The sequence below is a fragment of the Pseudomonas sp. TMW 2.1634 genome (genome assembly GCF_001703595.1).
GTDB classification, from domain to species: Bacteria; Pseudomonadota; Gammaproteobacteria; order Pseudomonadales; family Pseudomonadaceae; genus Aquipseudomonas; species Aquipseudomonas fragi.
On record NZ_CP016849.1, the window covers coordinates 29,627 to 48,513 of the forward strand.

General features: G+C 59.8%; 16 protein-coding genes. 6 read left to right on the plus strand and 10 right to left on the minus strand.

What is annotated here, in order from left to right:
• Positions 1-353: 353 nt before the first annotated feature.
• From BFC21_RS00150 to BFC21_RS00170, 5 genes are all read right to left on the minus strand, one after another.
• Positions 354-1,925, minus strand: a complete 1,572-nt coding sequence (locus tag BFC21_RS00150) for a site-specific integrase (RefSeq protein WP_120265491.1) — start codon at positions 1,923-1,925, stop codon at positions 354-356.
• 242 nt (positions 1,926-2,167) lie between these two features.
• Positions 2,168-3,742 carry a diguanylate cyclase gene (locus BFC21_RS00155; RefSeq protein WP_120265492.1) on the minus strand — a complete coding sequence of 525 codons (1,575 nt, stop codon included), beginning with the start codon at positions 3,740-3,742 and terminating at the stop codon, positions 2,168-2,170.
• Positions 3,743-3,912: 170 nt separating this feature from the next.
• Positions 3,913-4,353, minus strand: coding sequence for a hypothetical protein (locus BFC21_RS00160; RefSeq protein ID WP_120265493.1), 441 nt, complete (start codon positions 4,351-4,353; stop codon positions 3,913-3,915).
• Between the two features lie 22 nt (positions 4,354-4,375).
• Positions 4,376-5,413 (minus strand): AraC family transcriptional regulator, encoded by a 1,038-nt coding sequence (locus BFC21_RS00165; RefSeq protein ID WP_088379334.1) that lies wholly within the window; start codon positions 5,411-5,413, stop codon positions 4,376-4,378.
• A gap of 31 nt (positions 5,414-5,444) precedes the next feature.
• Positions 5,445-6,266: an SDR family NAD(P)-dependent oxidoreductase gene (locus BFC21_RS00170; RefSeq protein WP_088379335.1), complete on the minus strand. Its 822-nt coding sequence runs from the start codon at positions 6,264-6,266 to the stop codon at positions 5,445-5,447.
• A gap of 241 nt (positions 6,267-6,507) precedes the next feature.
• Here BFC21_RS00170 and BFC21_RS00175 point away from each other — a divergent pair, with 241 nt between their 5' ends.
• Both BFC21_RS00175 and ycaC read left to right on the plus strand, forming a co-directional pair.
• Positions 6,508-8,340, plus strand: coding sequence for an amidohydrolase (locus BFC21_RS00175; protein ID WP_088379336.1), 1,833 nt, complete (start codon positions 6,508-6,510; stop codon positions 8,338-8,340).
• Between the two features lie 32 nt (positions 8,341-8,372).
• Positions 8,373-8,999 (plus strand): isochorismate family cysteine hydrolase YcaC, encoded by a 627-nt coding sequence (gene ycaC, locus BFC21_RS00180; protein ID WP_016780082.1) that lies wholly within the window; start codon positions 8,373-8,375, stop codon positions 8,997-8,999.
• A 193-nt stretch (positions 9,000-9,192) separates the two neighbouring features.
• Here ycaC and BFC21_RS00185 read toward each other — a convergent pair whose 3' ends face one another.
• Positions 9,193-10,620 (minus strand): mechanosensitive ion channel family protein, encoded by a 1,428-nt coding sequence (locus BFC21_RS00185; protein ID WP_088379337.1) that lies wholly within the window; start codon positions 10,618-10,620, stop codon positions 9,193-9,195.
• 228 nt (positions 10,621-10,848) lie between these two features.
• Between BFC21_RS00185 and BFC21_RS00190 the strand changes: the two genes are divergently transcribed.
• Genes BFC21_RS00190 through BFC21_RS27080 form a run of 3 tightly spaced genes read left to right on the plus strand, consistent with a single transcriptional unit; the run spans position 10,849 to position 13,165 of the window.
• A complete protein-coding gene (locus tag BFC21_RS00190; RefSeq protein WP_088379338.1) occupies positions 10,849-11,898 on the plus strand; it encodes an alpha/beta hydrolase in 1,050 nt (349 codons plus the stop codon).
• Positions 11,899-11,913: 15 nt separating this feature from the next.
• On the plus strand, positions 11,914-12,405 hold the full coding sequence (locus BFC21_RS27075) for a cupin domain-containing protein (RefSeq protein ID WP_162939266.1): 492 nt from the start codon (positions 11,914-11,916) through the stop codon (positions 12,403-12,405).
• Positions 12,383-13,165 carry a carboxymuconolactone decarboxylase family protein gene (locus BFC21_RS27080; RefSeq protein ID WP_088379340.1) on the plus strand — a complete coding sequence of 261 codons (783 nt, stop codon included), beginning with the start codon at positions 12,383-12,385 and terminating at the stop codon, positions 13,163-13,165. Before BFC21_RS27075 ends, BFC21_RS27080 begins: the two co-directional genes overlap by 23 nt.
• Here the strand turns inward: BFC21_RS27080 and BFC21_RS00200 are convergent.
• From BFC21_RS00200 to poxB, 4 genes are all read right to left on the minus strand, one after another.
• Positions 13,153-14,046 carry a LysR family transcriptional regulator gene (locus BFC21_RS00200; RefSeq protein ID WP_088379341.1) on the minus strand — a complete coding sequence of 298 codons (894 nt, stop codon included), beginning with the start codon at positions 14,044-14,046 and terminating at the stop codon, positions 13,153-13,155. The two genes, BFC21_RS27080 and BFC21_RS00200, sit on opposite strands and share 13 nt — an antisense overlap.
• 24 nt (positions 14,047-14,070) lie before the next feature.
• On the minus strand, positions 14,071-14,862 hold the full coding sequence (gene map / locus BFC21_RS00205; RefSeq protein WP_088379342.1) for a type I methionyl aminopeptidase: 792 nt from the start codon (positions 14,860-14,862) through the stop codon (positions 14,071-14,073).
• Positions 14,859-15,101 (minus strand): ParD-like family protein, encoded by a 243-nt coding sequence (locus BFC21_RS00210; RefSeq protein ID WP_086796129.1) that lies wholly within the window; start codon positions 15,099-15,101, stop codon positions 14,859-14,861. Before BFC21_RS00210 ends, map begins: the two co-directional genes overlap by 4 nt.
• A 226-nt stretch (positions 15,102-15,327) precedes the next feature.
• Entirely contained in the window at positions 15,328-17,049 is a 1,722-nt protein-coding gene (gene poxB / locus BFC21_RS00215) for a ubiquinone-dependent pyruvate dehydrogenase (protein WP_095004200.1), read from the minus strand.
• A 444-nt stretch (positions 17,050-17,493) separates the two neighbouring features.
• On the opposite strand from poxB, the gene BFC21_RS00220 reads away from it, so the two are divergent.
• Positions 17,494-18,873, plus strand: a complete 1,380-nt coding sequence (locus tag BFC21_RS00220; RefSeq protein ID WP_120265494.1) for a glutamine synthetase family protein — start codon at positions 17,494-17,496, stop codon at positions 18,871-18,873.
• Positions 18,874-18,887 lie beyond the last annotated feature (14 nt).

Here is an 18,887-nt window from a genome sequence, read left to right on the forward strand (position 1 = left end):
ACCAAAGGGTTGATAAATGCTTCATATCGCTTTGCTCATTACCCTTATTTGTAATTTACCATAGATTAAATTTTAATCAAATTCGTGGGCTGTTTGTGCTTGCGTGTATGTATGCGTGTGGTGTAGTAATCTTTATTATTGTTATCTAATATATATGATATCTATATATAGATAACTAAAGACGTGCGTGGGTGGGTGCGTGTGTATACGTGAGGCGTATGCAGGGGAGTGCATTATGCGAGAGAATTTTTTAAAAAATGTTCTTTTGGAGAAGGTCAAAAGCTCTTCTGGTGGGTAAGAGCTTGGGAGCCTTTGATTGTTCTTCTTTTTTTTAACGTGTAACGCTTTCGGTTTTAGATTTTTATATTGTATTTTAGTTTTGATATTGCATCGTGTTTTTGCTTCGGGCTTGGTCCTGCACTATACACGTCAAATGTGATGGTTCCCGTCTCATGCCCAACGATTGATGCAATTAGTATTCCGGGCACGTCTGCACGTTGCAATTGTGTGATTACAGTCTTGCGGAAGCTATGGAAAACGTATTGGCTGTTATATTCAAGAGTGGTTTTTAATCTGCCAAACTGTTTGCTGAGTGCATCGGAACGGTTTCCGTATTTGTTTCCTGCTGGTGAGCTAATCAAGAAACCGTCCTTTGAATTACGGATCAATCTTTCCACTGTTTCTTTAATGGCTGGGTGTATCGGTGTATGTCGCTCACTGGCTGCGGTTTTCCCATCGTAGAAGTAAAAGCATTTAACGCCTTCCTCGGTGACTATATCTTGGGTTTGAAGCTGGCAAAGCTCTTCAATCCTTGCTCCGGTGTGAGAACCTAATAGTATAAGGTCGGTGAGTGTTTCACGGTTTTTTGTAGCTTTGGCTGCCTCATGCAGTCTTGTAACGTCTTCCGGTGTAAAAGCCTTTCTATCTGTTGAGCCGTCGCCCCTCTTGCTGCGATTTACTGGAAAATCATGCTTTTCGAAGGGGGATTGCTGGTCTCGGTGTAGCTTTTTAAAATTTTCGTCGTGCTTAATAGCCCATTTCCAAAAACTTGACCCGGCGAAGAGGTATTGCTTTTTAGTCTTAATGGAAAGGTTGAGCGTATCGAGATAGCTGGCAATGCTTTCTTGGTTGAGGTCGCGTTGCTCTGCTTCAAGCCAAGCATTCATCAATTTCAAGCGATTTGCCTGCGTATCTACAGTCTTTTGAATAATCCCCTTGGTCTTAATTTGATACGCTTCAAATGACGCTATTCTGTTAGTTGTAATAGGAGATTTGATTTTGTAATTTTTTGGACTGTCGAGGATTGATTTTACTTCGTCGATACTTTCGATACTGATTGGCTGGCCAACTGTAATTAAATAATTGTGCATGACTTTATTTAATCGAATGAAGTCATTGAACCTTTCAATTTTCTGCTCAAGGGAAATTCCTTCGCCTCGCTCTGACCATTTTTCCTTGAAAGTCTCAAACTCAAGGTAGGGTCTTTCGCCACACGGGTCAAAATCGGATTCAAATGCCTCCTTTGGACTTTTCCATTTTTGAGCATTTGAAATTAGGTCAAAAGTTTCACTTTCGATGTGCTGGAATTTCTCTTGGCTGAACGTGAGGTCTAGCTCATCCGTCTGCGTGCTGGTGACGATGTTCATCAAGCCCGATTGCTGGCGTGTCTCGATCAGCTTTGAAATGTCATAGGACTTTTCTGACAGTTCGTCAGGGGTCGGCCCCGCAACGAGCCTCCTAGCGTTCGCTATCGCCTGTTTCCATGAATGTAGGAACGCCAACTTCTTTACCTGAGCTTCAGGCTTGCTCCCGGTCTTGAGCGACTCGGTGAACTCGGTTCGGTTGAGGATGTGCCTCACGTCCTTCGGAATGCTTAGCCGGACGTGCCAATTACCTGACCGTAGAACTAGGTTGTCGCTTGCCATTTTCGCTCTTGAGCCTTGGGTGTTGATGCCGAAAAGGTAGCTGATTTCGACCTAAATTTGTAGCAAAAATTTGTAGCAAAATCGCCGGATACCCTTACAGACATTGATTTTAAAGGGGTGTAGGGTCGGATTCTGAAAGTCCCTATCTCTCCGCCATTATTGAACAAGACGAAGCCCCTGAAATGGTTAAAGATTTCAGGGGCTTTTTCGTGGGCGTCGATTAATACACCGCCAATCTACCCTCAGGCCGACACGACCCGGTTGCGCCCATCTTCCTTGGCGCGGTAAAGGCGTTCGTCGGCCAGTTTAAGTACCTGTTGCGAGGTTATTGGCTCGTTCGCCTTGCTGGCCACCCCTATGGAAATAGTCAGCTTGCCGACTTGCGGTATACGCGCGTCGGCGATGCTTTGGCGTATGCGTTCGGCAATGGCTCCGGCTGTTTCTTGTGTCGTATCCGGTAGCAGCAGCGAAAATTCCTCACCACCGCTGCGACATGCCAGGTCGTTTGCCCGGGAGTTTTGCTTGAGGATTTCGGCAACTTGCTTGAGTGCCACGTCGCCAGCGTCGTGCCCGAATGTGTCATTGACCTTTTTGAAGTGATCGATATCCAGTGCCAGTACCGAGTACGCTTGCTCAGTCTGCTCCAGTACATTGAGCAACTCATCCATGGCCCGGCGATTGGCCAGGCCGGTCAGAGGGTCGCTTTGTGCCTCGTGGCTGAGCCGGCCAAGCTTTTGCTGCAGCAGCTGTACGCCCGCCAGCATGGCCTGGCGGATGGCCGAGGCATCGTGGTACCAGGCGTTGATACGTTGCAGTTGCTGTGGGGTTTGCGCTGCCGATAACTGTTGGGCGGCTGCGGACAGCTGGCGCAGCGGTCGGGCGATCAGGGTGGTGCCGGCAAGTACCAGGCCCAGCCCCAAAACACCGGCCGGCACCATGCCCATAAGCATGTCGTGCATCAGTTGCCTTAAGGTCGCCAGGCTCAGCGCCCTGGGCCGTTGCACGACCACTGCCCAGTTCGAGTCCGGCACCTGGGCGTAACCGGCCAGCATGTCGACGTTCCGCGAGTTGGCTACTTCCATTGAGCCGCGTTCGCCGCGTAATGCGGCATCGATCGCCGGGCTCCAGCTCAGCACTTCGGAAATCCGCTTGGGGTCAGGGTGGTAGAGCAGTCGGCGATGGCTGTCAGCAACAAATGCAAAAGTGCCTTCGTGATGAAAGTGGCTGCTGATGACGGTGTGCAAGGCGCTTTGCTCAAGCAGGTAAACCGAGCCCACCACCACGCCGAGAAACTCTGCGTCTTTACCGAAAACCGGTTGTGAGATGAACACGACCAGATTGCCCTGCCTGGAAATATGGGTCGAACTGACCAGCGGGCGGCGCTCCTTGAGTGCTTGCTGGATGCCGTCTGCGCTGAAACCGGAGTCGCCAACTTGCGAGGCAGGCGGGTTCGCTGCGAGGACGTTGCCGTTGGCGTCGATGATTTCAATGGCATTGAAGTACAGGTCCTGTGCCTTCAGGCGCAAGGCCTCTTCATGCAGTACCTGCGGATCGTCCCAGTGCTTGCCGAGAATTTTGGCGCTGTAGTTGAGGTTGCTGTGCGCCGCCCGCAAAAACTCACCGATGCTGGAGGCGACTTTTGCTGCATAGGCTGCATTGGACTCCAGGGTCGAATGGATCAGGGCGTCGCGCTGTACTCGATAAGCCACGACAAGACTGTTGCACAGCGTCGCCAGGACCGACATCAGAACAATGCAAAGGATCAGGCCGCGCAAGTTTACGGGCAATGGTCGTGATGGTTTGAAACGGTCGGTCATGGGCAGGTTCGATAAGCGCAATAAGCTGCAGTGGAGGATCGGATTCCAGAACCTGGCGGTGCGCAGGTCATTTGCAGAATAGGTACGGGCGAGCGCTCTGTCACACCCGTGAACAAGAAAAATGCTGACCTGATATTCCCCTGCGGTCATGCACGAGGGCGGTTGCTGGCTCAAGGGCGGCGTTTGCCCGGGGTCAACAACTCGCGGATATCGCCTGTTTCGAGCACCGCCCTGGGTGCTCCGTGACGAACTACCTCAAGCATTGCCACACCAAGCTCCTCGGTGCTCAGCACATGCCTTGGCAGCAGTCGGCGTGCCAGCGACAGCAAGGGCCCGGTGAGCGTGTAAAAAATGTTGTAGGCAGGCGTTTTTGAGCGCACGCCGTGCAACGGCTGAATCACCCCGGGGCGGAACATATACGCGGCCTTGAAGGGCAGGGCCAGCAGATCTTGCTCGGTACGCCGCTTGACCCGCGCCCACATTGCCGACTGGTTGATGGCCAGCGGTGCGCGTCCAACGGCCAGCACCTGGCTGACGTCATCAGCATTGAGTGCCTCGCGTAGTACGCCTTGGCCGACCATGCCGGTGGCACCAAAAATGATGATTTTCATGCAAATACTCCCCTGGACCCGTTCAATGGGCAGGCAAGGGCGCCTGCAATGCCCGCCAGCGCGCCGGTGTGGTGCCCTCCCAGGAGCGGAAGGCGCGATAAAACGAATTGGTGTCTTCGTAGCCGAGCAGGCAGGCAATTTCGTCAATTTCGATCGACGGTTCCGCCAGCAAATGGCGCACGATCTCCTGGCGTGTTTCCAGCATCAGCTGGCGAAAACTGGTGCCTTCTTCGGTAATGCGCCGTTGCAAGGTGCGCTCGCTCATGCCGAGTTCCCGTGCCACGTCGAGCATGTCCGGGCGGCCGCTGGCGAGGATGCGCTTGAGGGCTCTCTTTACTTGCAAGGCCATGCTGGCAGGTGCCGTGGCCTCGGCCAGCGCTGCAACGAGCGCCGGGTTGAGCATCTCCAGCAGTTGCGGGTTATGGCCCGGGAAGGGTCGATCCAGGTCGGCAGTGTCGAGCACCAGGGCATTGCGCCCGGCACCAAAATGGACCGGGCAACCGAAAAAGTCGGCCAGTGCGCTGCTGCCATCATCAGGCCGGGCCAGCTCCACCCGCTGCGCAACGATGTGCACCCGCGAGCCCCGGCGCCCCAATTCGATAAATGTGGCAAACGCCGCGTCGACCAACAGTGCGGGCGGTTGTTGCGCGGTGTGCAGCCAGTCGAGGGAGATCGTGCAGTGGCGTCCCGCTTCGCTGACGCGCAGGCGTTCGGGGGTACACAGTTGCTTGAACCTGGCCAGGCGGTGCAGCCCGTCGCGGTAATCGCGGGCTATAAATGCGGCAAAGCTGGACGGCGGCAATATGGCGATATCCAGCCGCGTTACCAGCAGGATACCGGCGGCCGGGTCAGGGTTGAGCACGTGCACGGCCTCCCACAAACGGAAGAATTCCTGTGTGCTGACCTGGCGCCGGTCACGCAGCTCACGAATGCCCAGGGTAACGGGCAGCCGTGCCTGACGCAGGACCATTGCCGGCTCCAGGCCGATCAGGGTCAGGCCGTGCCAGAACGCATCGGGTACATTGAAACGCGAAGCGATGGGGCGGTTGGCGTCAGACATGGGGCTCCTTTGCCTGCTGTCCTGAGTGGGTTCAGTCCGATGCGGATACGCTGAGGTCGTGCCACCGTTGATCCGACGCGGCAAGTTCGGCTGCCGCCCGGGCTGCGTATTGCACCGCGTCGCTACCGATCAGCAAGCGTAGTGGAGCATCCTCGGTCATTGCCAGTTCAAGCACAATTTGCGCCACGCGGTCCGGCCGGGTGGGCAGGATGCCGGGTGAGCCGAGCAACTCGATCAGTGCACCGACTGTTTGCCGGTAGGGCTCACTGACCGGCGGGATGGTCATGGAAGCCCCGGCCCAGTCAGTCTGCATACCGCCCGGCTCCAGCACGGTGACCTTGATCCCCAGTGGCGCCACTTCTTGTGCAAGCACCGTGGAAAACCCGCCCACTGCCCATTTTGCACTTTGGTAAGCCGCCAGGCCCGGCATGCCGATACGGCCACCCAGCGACGAGACCTGGAAGATATGACCGCTGCCCTGGGCGCGTAAAAACGGCAACACCGCCTTGCTCACATACACCACGCCATAGAAGTTGGTGTCGATCTGGGCCTTGAAAGCCTCAAGGGTGACATCTTCGACAGCGGCTATATCACCGTAACCCGCGTTGTTGACCACCACGTCCAGGCGGCCGAAATGCTCCACCGCTGCCGCGACCGCACTGACCACCCGGGCGTTGTCGGTGACGTCCAGCGCCAGCGGGTAGACCGCATCTCCATACGCGGCCACCAGGTCATCGAGCTGGCGCGGGTTGCGTGCCGTACCAACCACCCGCTCGCCGGCGCGCAGTGCGGCCAGCGCAATGGCGCGGCCGAGGCCACGGGAACTGCCGGTGATAAACCATACTCTGGACATTCGAACACCTCTTTGTGTGAGACCGCACAAACAATCTGTGAGTCCATGATGGTCCAGACCGCGAGGCTGATCACTAGCAGCAGCACGCCAGACGACTTGCAAACGACGCCATTTGCTGCGCGAGCAAGCCAGCTCCCGCACAGAAGCTCCCGCCCGATGGCGGCATCGGATGTGCTTAAAGGATCTACGCTGAAACTCGATCCCGCAGCTCCCCAGTCCTTTGTGCGCCCAAGGAAACGTGATGAACGCCGATCTGATCCTGTTCAATGGTCAATTCAACACCGTCGACCGCGACAATCCGCAGGCCAGTGCCGTGGCCATCCGTGAAGGCCGTTTTGTCACGGTCGGCACCGATGCCCAGGCGATGGCCCTGCGCGGTACGGGCACGCAAGTCATCGATCTCAAGGGCCGCTGCGTCATTCCCGGGCTTAATGACTCGCACCTGCACCTGATCCGCGGTGGCCTGAACTACAACCTCGAATTGCGCTGGGAAGGCGTGCCGTCGTTGGCCGATGCGTTGCGCATGCTCAAGGCGCAGGCCGCGCGCACGCCCACACCGCAGTGGGTGCGCGTGGTGGGTGGCTGGAACGAATTCCAGTTCGCCGAGAAGCGCATGCCGACCCTGGACGAACTCAATCAGGCGGCCCCGGACACCCCGGTGTTTGTGCTGCATTTGTATGACCGCGCCTTGCTCAACCGGGCCGCGCTGCGAGTGGCCGGCTATACCCGTGACACGCCGAATCCGCCAGGTGGCGAGATCGTGCGTGATGCCAACGGCAACCCCACCGGCATGCTGGTCGCGCGGCCCAATGCGATGATCCTCTATTCGACCCTGGCCAAGGGGCCAACGCTGGCGCTGGAGTATCAGGTCAATTCGACCCGCCAGTTTATGCGTGAACTCAATCGCCTCGGGCTCACCAGCGCGATTGATGCCGGTGGTGGCTTCCAGAACTACCCCGACGACTACCGGGTCATCGAGCAACTGGCCAAAGACCGGCAACTGACCATTCGCATCGCTTACAACCTGTTCACGCAAAAACCCAAGGAAGAACTCACTGACTTCAAGCACTGGACCTCCAGCGTCAAGCTGCACCAGGGCGATGACTTTTTGCGCCACAACGGTGCCGGGGAAATGCTGGTGTTCTCGGCGGCTGACTTCGAAGACTTCCTCGAACCGCGCCCTGACCTGCCCCAGACCATGGAAGACGAACTGGAGCCGGTGGTGCGCCATCTGGTGGAGCAGCGTTGGCCATTCCGCCTGCACGCCACCTACAACGAATCCATCAGCCGCATGCTCGACGTGTTCGAGAAGGTCAATCGGGATATTCCGTTCAATGGCCTGCCATGGTTTTTCGATCATGCCGAGACCATTACCCCTCAGAACATCGAACGGGTCAGGGCGCTGGACGGCGGTATCGCGATTCAGGATCGCATGGCGTTTCAGGGCGAGTATTTCGTCGAGCGCTACGGCGCCAAAGCCGCCGAAGCCACGCCACCGATCAAACGCATGCTGGCCGAAGGCGTGCCGGTGGGTGCGGGTACAGATGCCACCCGGGTGTCCAGTTACAACCCGTGGACATCGCTGTACTGGATGGTCAGCGGCCGCACCGTGGGCGGGCTCGAGCTGCATGCCGAAGGCCTGCCGCGGCTGACCGCGCTGGAACTGTTTACCCACGGCAGTGCCTGGTTTTCCTCCGAGCAGGGCAAGAAGGGCCAGATCAAGGTCGGCCAGCTGGCGGACGTCGCGGTCCTAAGTGCGGACTTTTTCAGCGTCGATGAAGAGGCTATCAAATGGATCGAGTCGGTGCTGACCGTAGTGGGCGGCGAGGTCGTGTATGCCGCCGACGACTTCGAAAAACTTGGCCCTGCCCGGCTGCCGGTCTTGCCCGACTGGTCGCCGGTGGTGCAAGTCCCTGGCCACTGGCGCCCGGGCGCACCGTCCCTGGCCCACCAGTGCAGCGGGCCGTGCGCGGTGCATGCCCACGGCCATGAGAAGGCGCGTTTGTCGACTGCGCCAGTCAGCGATTTTGCCGGTTTCTGGGGCGCCTTCGGCTGCTCCTGTTTTGCGTTTTGATCCCGTTACACCCCTCTATCAAGGAGTTCCATATGAGCCACGTTCCATACAAACGCCTGAACAAAGATGATGCTGTGGTGCTGCTGGTTGATCACCAGACCGGTTTGATTTCGCTGGTGCAGGATTTTTCGCCGAACGAATTCAAGAACAACGTGCTGGCGCTCGCTGATGTGGCCAGGTTCTTCAAGCTGCCGACCATCCTCACCACCAGTTTTGAAACCGGCCCCAACGGCCCATTGGTGCCCGAACTCAAGGAGCTGTTCCCCGATGCGCCCTACATCCCGCGCCCCGGTCAGATCAATGCCTGGGACAACGAAGATTTCGTCAAGGCGGTCAAGGCGACCGGGCGCAAGCAACTGATCATTGCGGGCGTGGTAACGGATGTGTGCGTAACCTTTCCGACGCTGTCGGCGCTGGCTGAGGGTTTCGAGGTGTTTGTCGTCACCGATGCTTCGGGCACCTTCAACGAAACCGTGCAACAGGCGGCGTGGGCGCGGATGACAGCGGCGGGTGCGCAGTTGGTCAACTGGTTCTCGGTGGCGTGCGAGCTGCAGGTTGACTGGCGCAACGACATGGAAGGCCTGGCCAACTTGCTGTCACCACGCATCCCCAACTACCGCAACTTGATGAACAGCTACTCGGCGTTTACCTCCAGATAACCCTCAACCCCCGTAGCAGCTGACGAGTGGAACGAGGCTGCGTTCGGCGTGATGCGGCACCCCGAGGCAGCCTTCGTGAAACCCGAGCATGCGGTGTGTCAGATAAGCCGCGCGCTCAGGTTTACGATTGCTTCGCAATCGAACGCAGCCTCGTTCCACTCGTCAGCTGCTACGGGGCGCTGGCTGCTCTTGCTCAATGCCGGTGCAACCAACTCAAAAACCCGCCTTTACTGATCGGCGCCGGCGCGGTCATCAGCGCCATGCGGCTGCTTTGCTGGCGCACCGCCTGCAATTTGCTCAAGGCCCGGCCAACCTCGGCCCGCTGCACCATGCAGTCCCGGGTCAGGGCCTTGTCGATCTGATAAATGATGCTTGAGGTCAAGGCGGTAAAGGTCGCCAGGGACGGGGAGTCCGTGAGCACGCTTTCTTCGCCCATGATCTCCCCCGGCCCCATGCGCCCGGCTTCGACGGGGCCCTTGGGATCCGGCAGGGTGACGCTGATCACGCCGGTGCCGATCACCATCAGGCTGTCGGGTACCTCGTCATGAGCCAACACCACTTCACCGGCCGCGTATTGCCGGGCAACCATCGAGCGGGCGATCTGGTCGCGCTCCTGTTCACTCAACGAGCGGAAGATTTTTACCTCATCGAGCAACGCCCGGGCACGGCTCGCGGATTCGATGACCCTGTCGGGCTGGCGTGAAATGCCCACGGCCTCCAGGTGCCGGTGAGCCAGGTCGAACAACTGGTTGCGCACTTCGCTTTTTTTGCCCAGCTCGGCAATAAACCCGCTGGCCACGTATTCGGACATGCTCTCGCCGGTTTCCTTGAGCGCCGCCCGGGGCGCCGGGTCGTGCAACAGGCTGCTGCTGCCCTGCAGGGTGCGCTCCAGGGCGTCCAGCACCCGCCGCGGGCGAATATGGTTGGGCACCTGGATACTGATCGACACCCCGTGCAGGTTGCCGGGCCGGCTCAGGTTGACGATTTTTGCCTTGGCTGCCACCGAGTTGGGTACCACCGCCGTACTGCCTGCGCTGGTCAGCAGGTGGGTGGCGCGCCAGTCGATGTCCAGCACCTTGCCTTCGACCCCGTCGATCACCACCCAGTCATCCACCTGATACGGTTTGGTGGTGTTGAGCACGATGCCGGAAAACACGTCGCTCAAGGTGCTCTGCAACGCCAGGCCGACCACGATGGCCACCACCCCGGAAGTCGCCAGCAGGCCCTTGACCGGCAGTTCCAGGACATAACCGGCCGCGGCGACGATGGCCGCCAGAAACACCAGCGCGCCAATGACATCCTGCAGCAGGCGGCCGCTGTGGCCGATGCGGCGCATCAGCGCCAGGCCGATAAGCTCGGTGAGCACCCGCGCCGCATACAGCCACCACACAATCCCCAGCGCGGTGGCCCCCAACTGGGCGACCCGATCATCGGTAAACAGTGGCGGCTGCAACGGGCTGACCCCGGCGTTGAAAATGATCACGCTGAATAACGCAAACAGCGCCAGGCGCACCGCGACCCGCGTAATGCGCTGCCTGAAGGGCGCCAGATGCCACAGCACGGCGTCGCTCACCAGCAGCAGGGCACTCCAGGACAACGGATGGTCGAGAAAAATGGACATAGGCAAATTCCGGTGAGCAAACAGGCGGGACTGAACACAGGTTAGCCGGATGTTGCGAAGGGGGCGCACGGATGCAAGGGGGGGATTTATGCTTACAGGGTATAAGTGCTATCCGGTAAGCGCCGTTTATTAATCAGTCCCCAGTCGCTAAGTTACTTCTATATTGAATACGCGCTCGCCCCCGGTGGCCGTTTCCTGCAGAAGTTTAACTTTGAGAGGGAGATATTTATGACGTTTACAGTACTTAAAGCCACGCTCATGGCTGCAATGGTCGGTATGTCAGCCGCCGAGGCGGGGGACTACAAGGCCAACCCGTTCACCCTGACCTACGCCGATGCAATCACTCGCAACGAACCGGGCAAGGTCAATATCCATCCTGTTACCTACAAGCTCAACGGCCTGGATATCGCCGCCAATGTGTACACGCCGGCCAACTACGATGCGGGCAAAAAATACCCGGCCATCGTCGTCGCGCACCCCAACGGCGGGGTCAAGGAACAGGTCGCGGGCCTGTATGCCCAGCGCCTGGCTGACAAGGGCTACATCACCATTACCGCCGACGCCGCCTACCAGGGCGCCAGCGGTGGCCAGCCGCGCAACGTCGACAAACCCGCCAACCGTGTCGAAGACATTCACGGCATGGCCGACTTTATTGCCAATTACCCCGGTGTCGACACCAAACGCATAGGCCTCCTGGGCATCTGCGGCGGCGGTGGTTATGCGCTGAAGGCCGGGCAGAGCGACAAGCGCTTCCAGTCGATTGCCACCGTGAGCATGTTCAACTCCGGGCTGGTGCGCCGTAATGGCTTTATGGACTCGCAACTGGACACCATCCAGGAACGCCTGCAGCAGGCCTCCGACGCCCGTGCCCAGGAAGCGGCAGGCGGCGAAGTGGTGTACACCGGTGATGTCAAACTCACCGACGAACAAATCGCCAAACTGCCTTTTGACCTGTATCGCGAAGGTTTCGAGTACTACGGCAAGACCCACGCCCACCCCAACTCGACCTTCAAATACACCCTCAGCAGCCTGATGGACCTGATGAGCTTCGATGCCACCAACCAGCTTGAACTGCTCAACAAGCCGCTGTTGATGATTGCCGGCAGCAAGGCCGACACCCTGTACATGACCGAGCAGGCGTTCGCCAAGGCCACGGGCACCCAGGACAAGACGCTGTTCAAGATCGATGGCGCAACCCATATCCAGACTTACTGGGTACCTGAATATGTCGACGCAGCCATCAGCCAGCTGGCTGATTTCTACGCCAGAACACTCTGATACGAGGAGGTTTGCATGACCCGCACACTATGGACCCTGGCAATGTGTGTAGCGGCGCCCCTGGCGGGCGCAGCCGGCTCGGCAGCCGCTGACGACAAGGCCCGGGCACAGCAGATTATCCGCAGCACCGCTCAGGTTTCTACACCTGGCCCCGAGGATTATTTCACCGGGCAGGTGCGGGTCGATCCGTTGTTTCCCGCCAGCGAAGAAATCAACGCCTCGGGTGCCTACGTGACCTTCGAGCCGGGCGCACGCTCGGCCTGGCATACCCACCCGGCTGGGCAGCGGCTGGTGGTGGTGTCCGGGGTGGGCCTGACCCAGGAGTGGGGCAAGCCGGTGCAGCAGATTCACCCCGGCGACGTGGTGGTCTGCCCGCCGGGCATCAAGCACTGGCACGGTGCCGCCCCAGGCGGTGCCATGACCCATCTGGCCGTCACCGGCACCGTGGACGGCAAAAACGTGACCTGGATGGAGAAAGTGACGGATGAACAATACCAGGCCCGTTAAGTTTCAGAGCCCAGCCATGCTGGCTGCGGCCTTCGCCCTGAGCCTGGGGCTGACCATCGATTCAGTGCAGGCGGCCCCGCCCGTCGACGGCTCCCAAACCGTCAGCGGGGTGGCCGGGCAGGGGCTGACGCCACGCCAGCGGGCCATCCCGCTGATCGCCGCCGCCATGGCCAGCAGCAATATGCCCGCGCTCGATAGCGCCTTGAACCAGGGCCTGGATGCCGGTCTGACGGTCAGCGAGGCCAAGGAAATCCTGGTGCAGTTGTATGCTTACACGGGCTTCCCGCGAAGCCTCAACGCCCTCGGTCAGTTGATGAAGGTGCTCGATGCCCGCCGTCAACGGGGCATTGAAGACGCCCCGGGGCGTGAACCCGAAGCTGCGATCCCTGCCGGTGAAGAGCTGCTGGCCCTGGGCAAGGCCAATCAAACGCGGATTTCCGGGGCGCCGGTGCAGGGCCCGCTGTTTGATTTTGCTCCGGTGATCAACCAGTACCTGCAGGCGCATTTGTTCGGCGATATTTTTGCCCGGGACAATCTGGACTGGCAAAGTCGCGAGCTGGCCACGGTCGGTGCCCTGGCCGCCACCCCCGGCGTGGAGCCCCAACTGCGTTCACATATGGGCGCCAGCCTGCGTGTTGGTCTCAGCGAGGCGCAATTGCGTGAGGTGATCCAGGTGCTCGCCGAAAGTGGCGATGGCGATGCCGCCCGGCGCGCCAGCGAGGCACTGGACGCCCAACTGGCTGCTCTTCAGTCGCGGTAGCGCAAGGCTTCACGCAACAGGGTGAAGGCCGGCGAGGACTGGCGTCGACTCGGGTAGTAGAGGTGGTAGCCGGAATACGGTTCGCACCAGTCCTCCAGCACGCGGATCAGGTGGCCCCGCTCGATATGGGGCCGCACTGCGTCTTCAGGCATATAGGCCAGGCCCAGGCCCTGTAGTGCCGACTCCAGGCGCATGGCAATGTTGTTGAACACCAGTTGGCCTTCGATCCGCACTTTCAGGGCCTGGCCGTTTTTCTCGAACTCCCACATAAACAGGCCGCCGTGGGTAGGCATGCGCAAGGTAATGCAGTTGTGGGCCATCAGATCGGCCGGGATCATCGGCTTGGGGTAGCGGCTGAAGTAAGCGGGGGAGCCGACCACCGCCATGCGCATGTCAGGCCCGATGCGCATCGCAATCATGTCCTTGGCCACTTGTTCGCCCAGGCGCACGCCAGCATCGTAACCCTCGGCGACAATATCGGTCAGGCCGTAGTCGACGATGATTTCGATGCTCAAGTCCGGGTGGTCGGGCAGCAGCTGTGCCAGTACCGGTTGCAGGACCGCAATCGCGGCATGCTCACCTGCGGTGATGCGCAATTTACCTGCCGGCCGGTCGCGAAACTTGCTGAGCAGCGCCAGCTCGTTGTTGATCTCGTCGAAGCGTGGTGCAATTACCTGCAGCAGGTGCTCACCTGCTTGTGTGGGGGCAACGCTGCGGGTAGTGCGCGCCAGCAACCTGACCCCCAGGCGCTCCTCGAGCTGGCGCATGGCCCGGCTCAGGGCGGGTTGCGACATGCCCAGGCGAGCGGCGGCGCGGGTAAAGCTGCGCTCCTGGGCAACCACTGCGAAGATCGCCAGCTGGTCGTAGCTTTCAACCGTCATATCGCCATCCCTGTGCAGTGCCCGTCAAACAATGGCGGGGTAGTCGGCCATGGTGTCCGGCCACGGGCTCAGCACCTCGAAGCCGTTGTCAGTCACGGCCACCATATGTTCCCACTGGGCTGATAGCGAGCCGTCCCTGGTGACCACGGTCCAGTGGTCGGGCAGGGTTTTGACATGGCGCTTGCCGGCATTGAGCATCGGCTCGATGGTGAAAATCATGCCGGCTTTGAGCTTCATGCCCTGGCCCGGATAGCCGTAGTGCAGCACTTGCGGCTCATCGTGATAGACCTTGCCGATGCCGTGGCCGCAGTACTCGCGCACCACGCTGAAGCCTTCTTTTTCGGCCAGGGTCTGGATGGCGTGACCGATGTCGCCCAGGGTCGCGCCCGGGCGCACCACGCGGATCCCGGCGCACATGGCGTCGTAGGTGGTTTTCACCAGGTGCCGCGCCGCGGCACTTGGCTCGCCGACGAAGTACATGCGGCTGGTATCGCCGAACCAGCCATCCTTGACCACCGCGATATCGATATTGACGATGTCGCCGTCCTGCAGCACCCGGTTTGACGGAATACCGTGGCACACCACTTCATTGACCGAAGCACACACGGTTTTGGGAAAGCCGTGGTAGCCCACGTTGCCGGGGATGGCCTTTTGCACGTTGACGATATAGTCATGGCAGATCTTGTCGAGCTGGTCGGTGGTGACACCGGCCTTGACGTGCTCGCCGATCATGGCCAGCACTTCGGCGGCCAGCTTGCCCGCGACCTTGGACTGGGCGATCTGTGCCGGGGTGTTGATAACGACGCTGGCCTTCATGAATGTGCTCCGGTTGCGAGGGGGGTGTCTTGCAGTGCCACATTCAAGTCCAGGCCGCCCGCCTGCTCGGCTCGCACCAGCAGGCGGCAGATCTGATTGTGATCAAGGTTGGGGTACAGTTCGGACAGCATGCCAATACGCATCCAGTGTTCGGCTTGCGCATTGATCGAGCGGCTCAGCGCGTTGCTGGCGACCCGCAGGTTTTCGTGCATTTGCTCGGATATCTTGACGATGCCCATTAGCGTTCCAATATGAAATGTATATGGAACGTATATTAGGCGAGAGCTGCCCGGGATCGCAAGCTGAAGCGTTTTTCAATCATGTCGAGACTCTGTTGCCGGTCAAGGCCTCCCTGTGGGAGCGGGCTTGCTCGCGATGAAATCGACGCGGTTTACCTGACAGACCGCGCCGCATGCATCGCGAGCAAGCCCGCTCCCACAAAGTACTGCGGCTACAGGGAGTTCATTAACGCCACAAATTGACTTTGGCCAGGTCGATCAGCTCGCGGGCGCGGCCGTCCATGACGGTCTTGAGCATAAACAAGCTGAATCCCTTGGCCTGCTCGAAGGTCTTGGTCGGGGGCATGACCAGTTCCTGGCGGGCGCTGACCACGTCCACCAGTACCGGGCCATCATGGCTGAGGGCTTCGCGCAGGGCGGCTTCGAGTTCGGCCGGGTGCTCGACCCGGATGCCCTTGACGCCCATCGCCTGGGCCATTGCCGCAAAGTTGGGGTTGTTCAGGTCGCAACCCACATCCGGGAACCCCGCGGCTTTCATTTCCATTTCCACAAAACCCAGGGTGCCGTTATTGAGCACGATGACCTTGACCGGTAAACCCACCTGATTGAGGGTCAGGAAGTCACCCATCATCATGGTGAAACCGCCATCACCCGACAGGGAGATAACCTGACGCTCAGGGAAGGCAGCCTGCGCGCCGATGGCTTGCAGCATGGCATTGGCCATCGAGCCGTGGTTGAACGAGCCGATCAGCCGGCGCTTGCCGTTCATCTTCAAGTAACGCGCGGCCCACGCGGTGGGGGTGCCGACATCGCAGGTAAAAATGGCATCCTCTGCGGCCAGCTCGCTGACCAGGCGATTGAGGTACTGCGGGTGGATGATGGCGCTGTCAGGGCCGCTTTCGGCCAGGGCGTCGAGGTCTTCGCGGGCTTTCTTGTAGTCGTCGAGCGCTTTGTCGAGGTGCTCGCGGTCGGGGTTTTGCATCACCTTGGGCAGCACTGCCTGCAATGTCAGCTTCACATCACCGAGCAGCCCCAGCTCCAGCGGGCAGCGGTTGCCCAGCGCTTCGGGGCGCAGGTCGACTTGTGCGATGTAACCGTGTTCGGGGTAGAACTGGCGATACGGGAAGTTGGTGCCGAGCATCAGCAAGGTGTCGCAGTTCATCATTGCCTTGTACCCCGAAGCGAAGCCAATCAGGCCTGTCATGCCGACGTCGTAGGGGTTGTCGTATTCTACGTGTTCCTTGCCGCGCAGGGCATGCACGATGGGCGCGTTGAGGCGTTCGGCCAGGGCGAGGATTTCGCTGTGGGCACCGGCGCAGCCGGCACCGCAGAGCAGCGTGACTTTCTTGCCATCATTGAGAAATGACGCCAGCCGGTCGATATCGGCCGGGGCCGGGCAAATCTGCGGCGTGGCAGGCTTGAGCCACTGGGGCACCCTGGCCTCGGTGGCTTGCAACGCCACGTCGCCGGGTATCACCACCACCGCCACCCCGCGCTTGGCGATGGCCACGCGCATGGCCCGCTCGAGAATCTGCGGCAACTGGTCCGCGCGGGACACCAGCTCGACGTAGTGGCTGCATTCCTTGAACAGGCTTTCGGGGTGGGTGGCCTGGAAGTAATCGATACCGATTTCACTGCTGGGGATATGCGCAGCCAGGGCCAGTACCGGCACGCCGCTGCGGTGGGCGTCGAACAGGCCGTTGATCAAATGCAGGTTGCCCGGCCCGCAACTGCCGGCGCATACCGCCAGCTCGCCGGTCAGATGGGCTTCGGCACCGGCGGCGAACGCGGCGGATTCCTCGTTGCGCATATGGATCCACTGGATTTGATCCTGGCGGCGCAGTGAGTCGGTAAAGCCGTTGAGGGAATCGCCCACCACGCCAAACACACGTTTTACGCCGGCTTGCTGCAGGGTTTGGGTGATGAAATCGGCAACCGTTGTGGTCATGGTGCGGGCTCCTCGAAGCAATAGGGTGGATCAAGCAGGATAGACACTGCATGCGACCTTGCCGGGGTTTGAAACGTTCACCAGAGCGCTGGAAGGTGGCTTGTTGTGGGAGCGGGCTTGCCCGCGATTGCATCGCCCTGGTTGGCCTGACGACCGCGGCGCCTGCATCGCGGGCAAGCCCGCTCCCACAGAGTGGGGCGTATGTTTAGCGCCGATGTAACCAAAGGTATAAAACCCTGCATTTAAACAACCGACCCGGGCGTGTGAGGCTGGGTTCCCTTTTTGCCAACGGTTGCAGGTATGAGCAGCACTCAGTGCCCCTGGCAAGCCTTCTGGGCCTTGTTTCACTGTCGTCATGCCCGCCCGCCGGATTTCATCGCCCCGTCAAATCCTGAACGACTGCGCCCCCGTGCGCCTTTCTGATACGAGCCGATGAGTATTGCCATGAGTGCCACAACCGCGTTTGCCCCGGTGCAAGAAGCCCTGGATTTTCTGCAACTGAACCCGGACATCGAGATGTTCGAGCTGTTTATCATCGACAACAACGGTGTGCCCCGAGGCAAGTTGCTGCACCGTGACGAGCTGCTGGCGGTCTATGAAAGCGGGCGGCCGTTGCCCAGCACGATCCTGGGCTTGAGCATCAATGGCGATGATGTGGAGAACACCGGGCTGGTGTGGGATGTGGGCGATATCGACTGCCGTGCCTACCCGATCAGTGGCAGCTTGCAACGTATGCCGTGGCGCCTGATACCGACAGCGGCGGTGCAGGTCAGCATGCACCCGCAGCAGGGCATGCCCGCCACGGTGGCCGACCCCCGGCACTTGCTGGCCCGGGTGATCGACGACCTCAAGGCCGACGGTTATTACCCGGTGATGGCCGCCGAGCTGGAGTTTTATCTGCTCGACCAGCAGCGTGACAGCAACGGCCGCCCGCAACCGGCCCGCGATGCCGATGGCCAGCGTCCGCGAGCAACCCAGGTCTACGGCCTGCGCGAACTGGAGCAGATCGAGCCGTTCCTTGCCGATTTGTACAGTGCCTGCAAGTTGCAAGGGATCCCGGCGCGCACGGCGATTTCCGAATATGCACCGGGGCAGGTGGAAATCACCCTGGAGCACCGCAGCGATGCCTTGCAGGCGATGGACGAAGCGGTGCGCTACAAGCGTCTGGTCAAGGGCGTTGCGCACAAGCACGGCATGCAGGCCTGCTTCATGGCCAAGCCTTTTGATGACCTGGCCGGCACTGGCATGCATATGCATGTGAGCCTGGCCGACAAGCACGGCAACAACCTGTTTGCCAGCGAAGCACCCGAGGGCACGCCGTTGCTCAGGCAGGCGGTGGGCGGGATGCTCAGCACTTTGCTCGATTCGTTATTGATGTTTTGCCCCAATGCCAACTCCTATCGCCGTTTTCAGAGCAACAGCTACGCGCCGCTGGCCGCGACCTGGGGCGTGGACAATCGCACGGTGAGTTTGCGGGTGCCGGGAGGTCCGGCCTTTTCGCGGCATATCGAGCACCGCATCTGTGGCGCCGATGCCAACCCGTATCTGGCTGCAGCGGCCATTCTGGCCGGGATTCATCGCGGCATTCGCCAGCAGATGGACCCGGGTGCGCCGGTTGAAGGCAATGGTTATGCCCAGGCCAGCGAGCGGCTGCCCACCGACTGGCTGACCACCTTGCGGGCGCTGCAGGGCTCGGCGTGGGCGAAAGAAGCGTTCGGGGCCGAGTTCTTGAAAGTGTATTTAGCGGTGAAAAACGCCGAATACCGTCAGTTCATGGGCGAAGTGGGCGAGCAGGACTGGCGCTGGTATTTGCAGCAGGCCTGACCTGTGGGAGCGGG

Bases quoted from the DNA above. Each gene is read 5' to 3' on its own strand.
- BFC21_RS00150 (WP_120265491.1), bottom strand. From the start codon at position 1,925: ATGGCAAGCGACAACCTAGTTCTACGGTCAGGTAATTGGCACGTCCGG.
- BFC21_RS00155 (WP_120265492.1), bottom strand. From the start codon at position 3,742: ATGACCGACCGTTTCAAACCATCACGACCATTGCCCGTAAACTTGCGC.
- BFC21_RS00160 (WP_120265493.1), bottom strand. From the start codon at position 4,353: ATGAAAATCATCATTTTTGGTGCCACCGGCATGGTCGGCCAAGGCGTA.
- BFC21_RS00165 (WP_088379334.1), bottom strand. From the start codon at position 5,413: ATGTCTGACGCCAACCGCCCCATCGCTTCGCGTTTCAATGTACCCGAT.
- BFC21_RS00170 (WP_088379335.1), bottom strand. From the start codon at position 6,266: ATGTCCAGAGTATGGTTTATCACCGGCAGTTCCCGTGGCCTCGGCCGC.
- BFC21_RS00175 (WP_088379336.1), top strand. From the start codon at position 6,508: ATGAACGCCGATCTGATCCTGTTCAATGGTCAATTCAACACCGTCGAC.
- ycaC (WP_016780082.1), top strand. From the start codon at position 8,373: ATGAGCCACGTTCCATACAAACGCCTGAACAAAGATGATGCTGTGGTG.
- BFC21_RS00185 (WP_088379337.1), bottom strand. From the start codon at position 10,620: ATGTCCATTTTTCTCGACCATCCGTTGTCCTGGAGTGCCCTGCTGCTG.
- BFC21_RS00190 (WP_088379338.1), top strand. From the start codon at position 10,849: ATGACGTTTACAGTACTTAAAGCCACGCTCATGGCTGCAATGGTCGGT.
- BFC21_RS27075 (WP_162939266.1), top strand. From the start codon at position 11,914: ATGACCCGCACACTATGGACCCTGGCAATGTGTGTAGCGGCGCCCCTG.
- BFC21_RS27080 (WP_088379340.1), top strand. From the start codon at position 12,383: ATGAACAATACCAGGCCCGTTAAGTTTCAGAGCCCAGCCATGCTGGCT.
- BFC21_RS00200 (WP_088379341.1), bottom strand. From the start codon at position 14,046: ATGACGGTTGAAAGCTACGACCAGCTGGCGATCTTCGCAGTGGTTGCC.
- map (WP_088379342.1), bottom strand. From the start codon at position 14,862: ATGAAGGCCAGCGTCGTTATCAACACCCCGGCACAGATCGCCCAGTCC.
- BFC21_RS00210 (WP_086796129.1), bottom strand. From the start codon at position 15,101: ATGGGCATCGTCAAGATATCCGAGCAAATGCACGAAAACCTGCGGGTC.
- poxB (WP_095004200.1), bottom strand. From the start codon at position 17,049: ATGACCACAACGGTTGCCGATTTCATCACCCAAACCCTGCAGCAAGCC.
- BFC21_RS00220 (WP_120265494.1), top strand. From the start codon at position 17,494: ATGAGTGCCACAACCGCGTTTGCCCCGGTGCAAGAAGCCCTGGATTTT.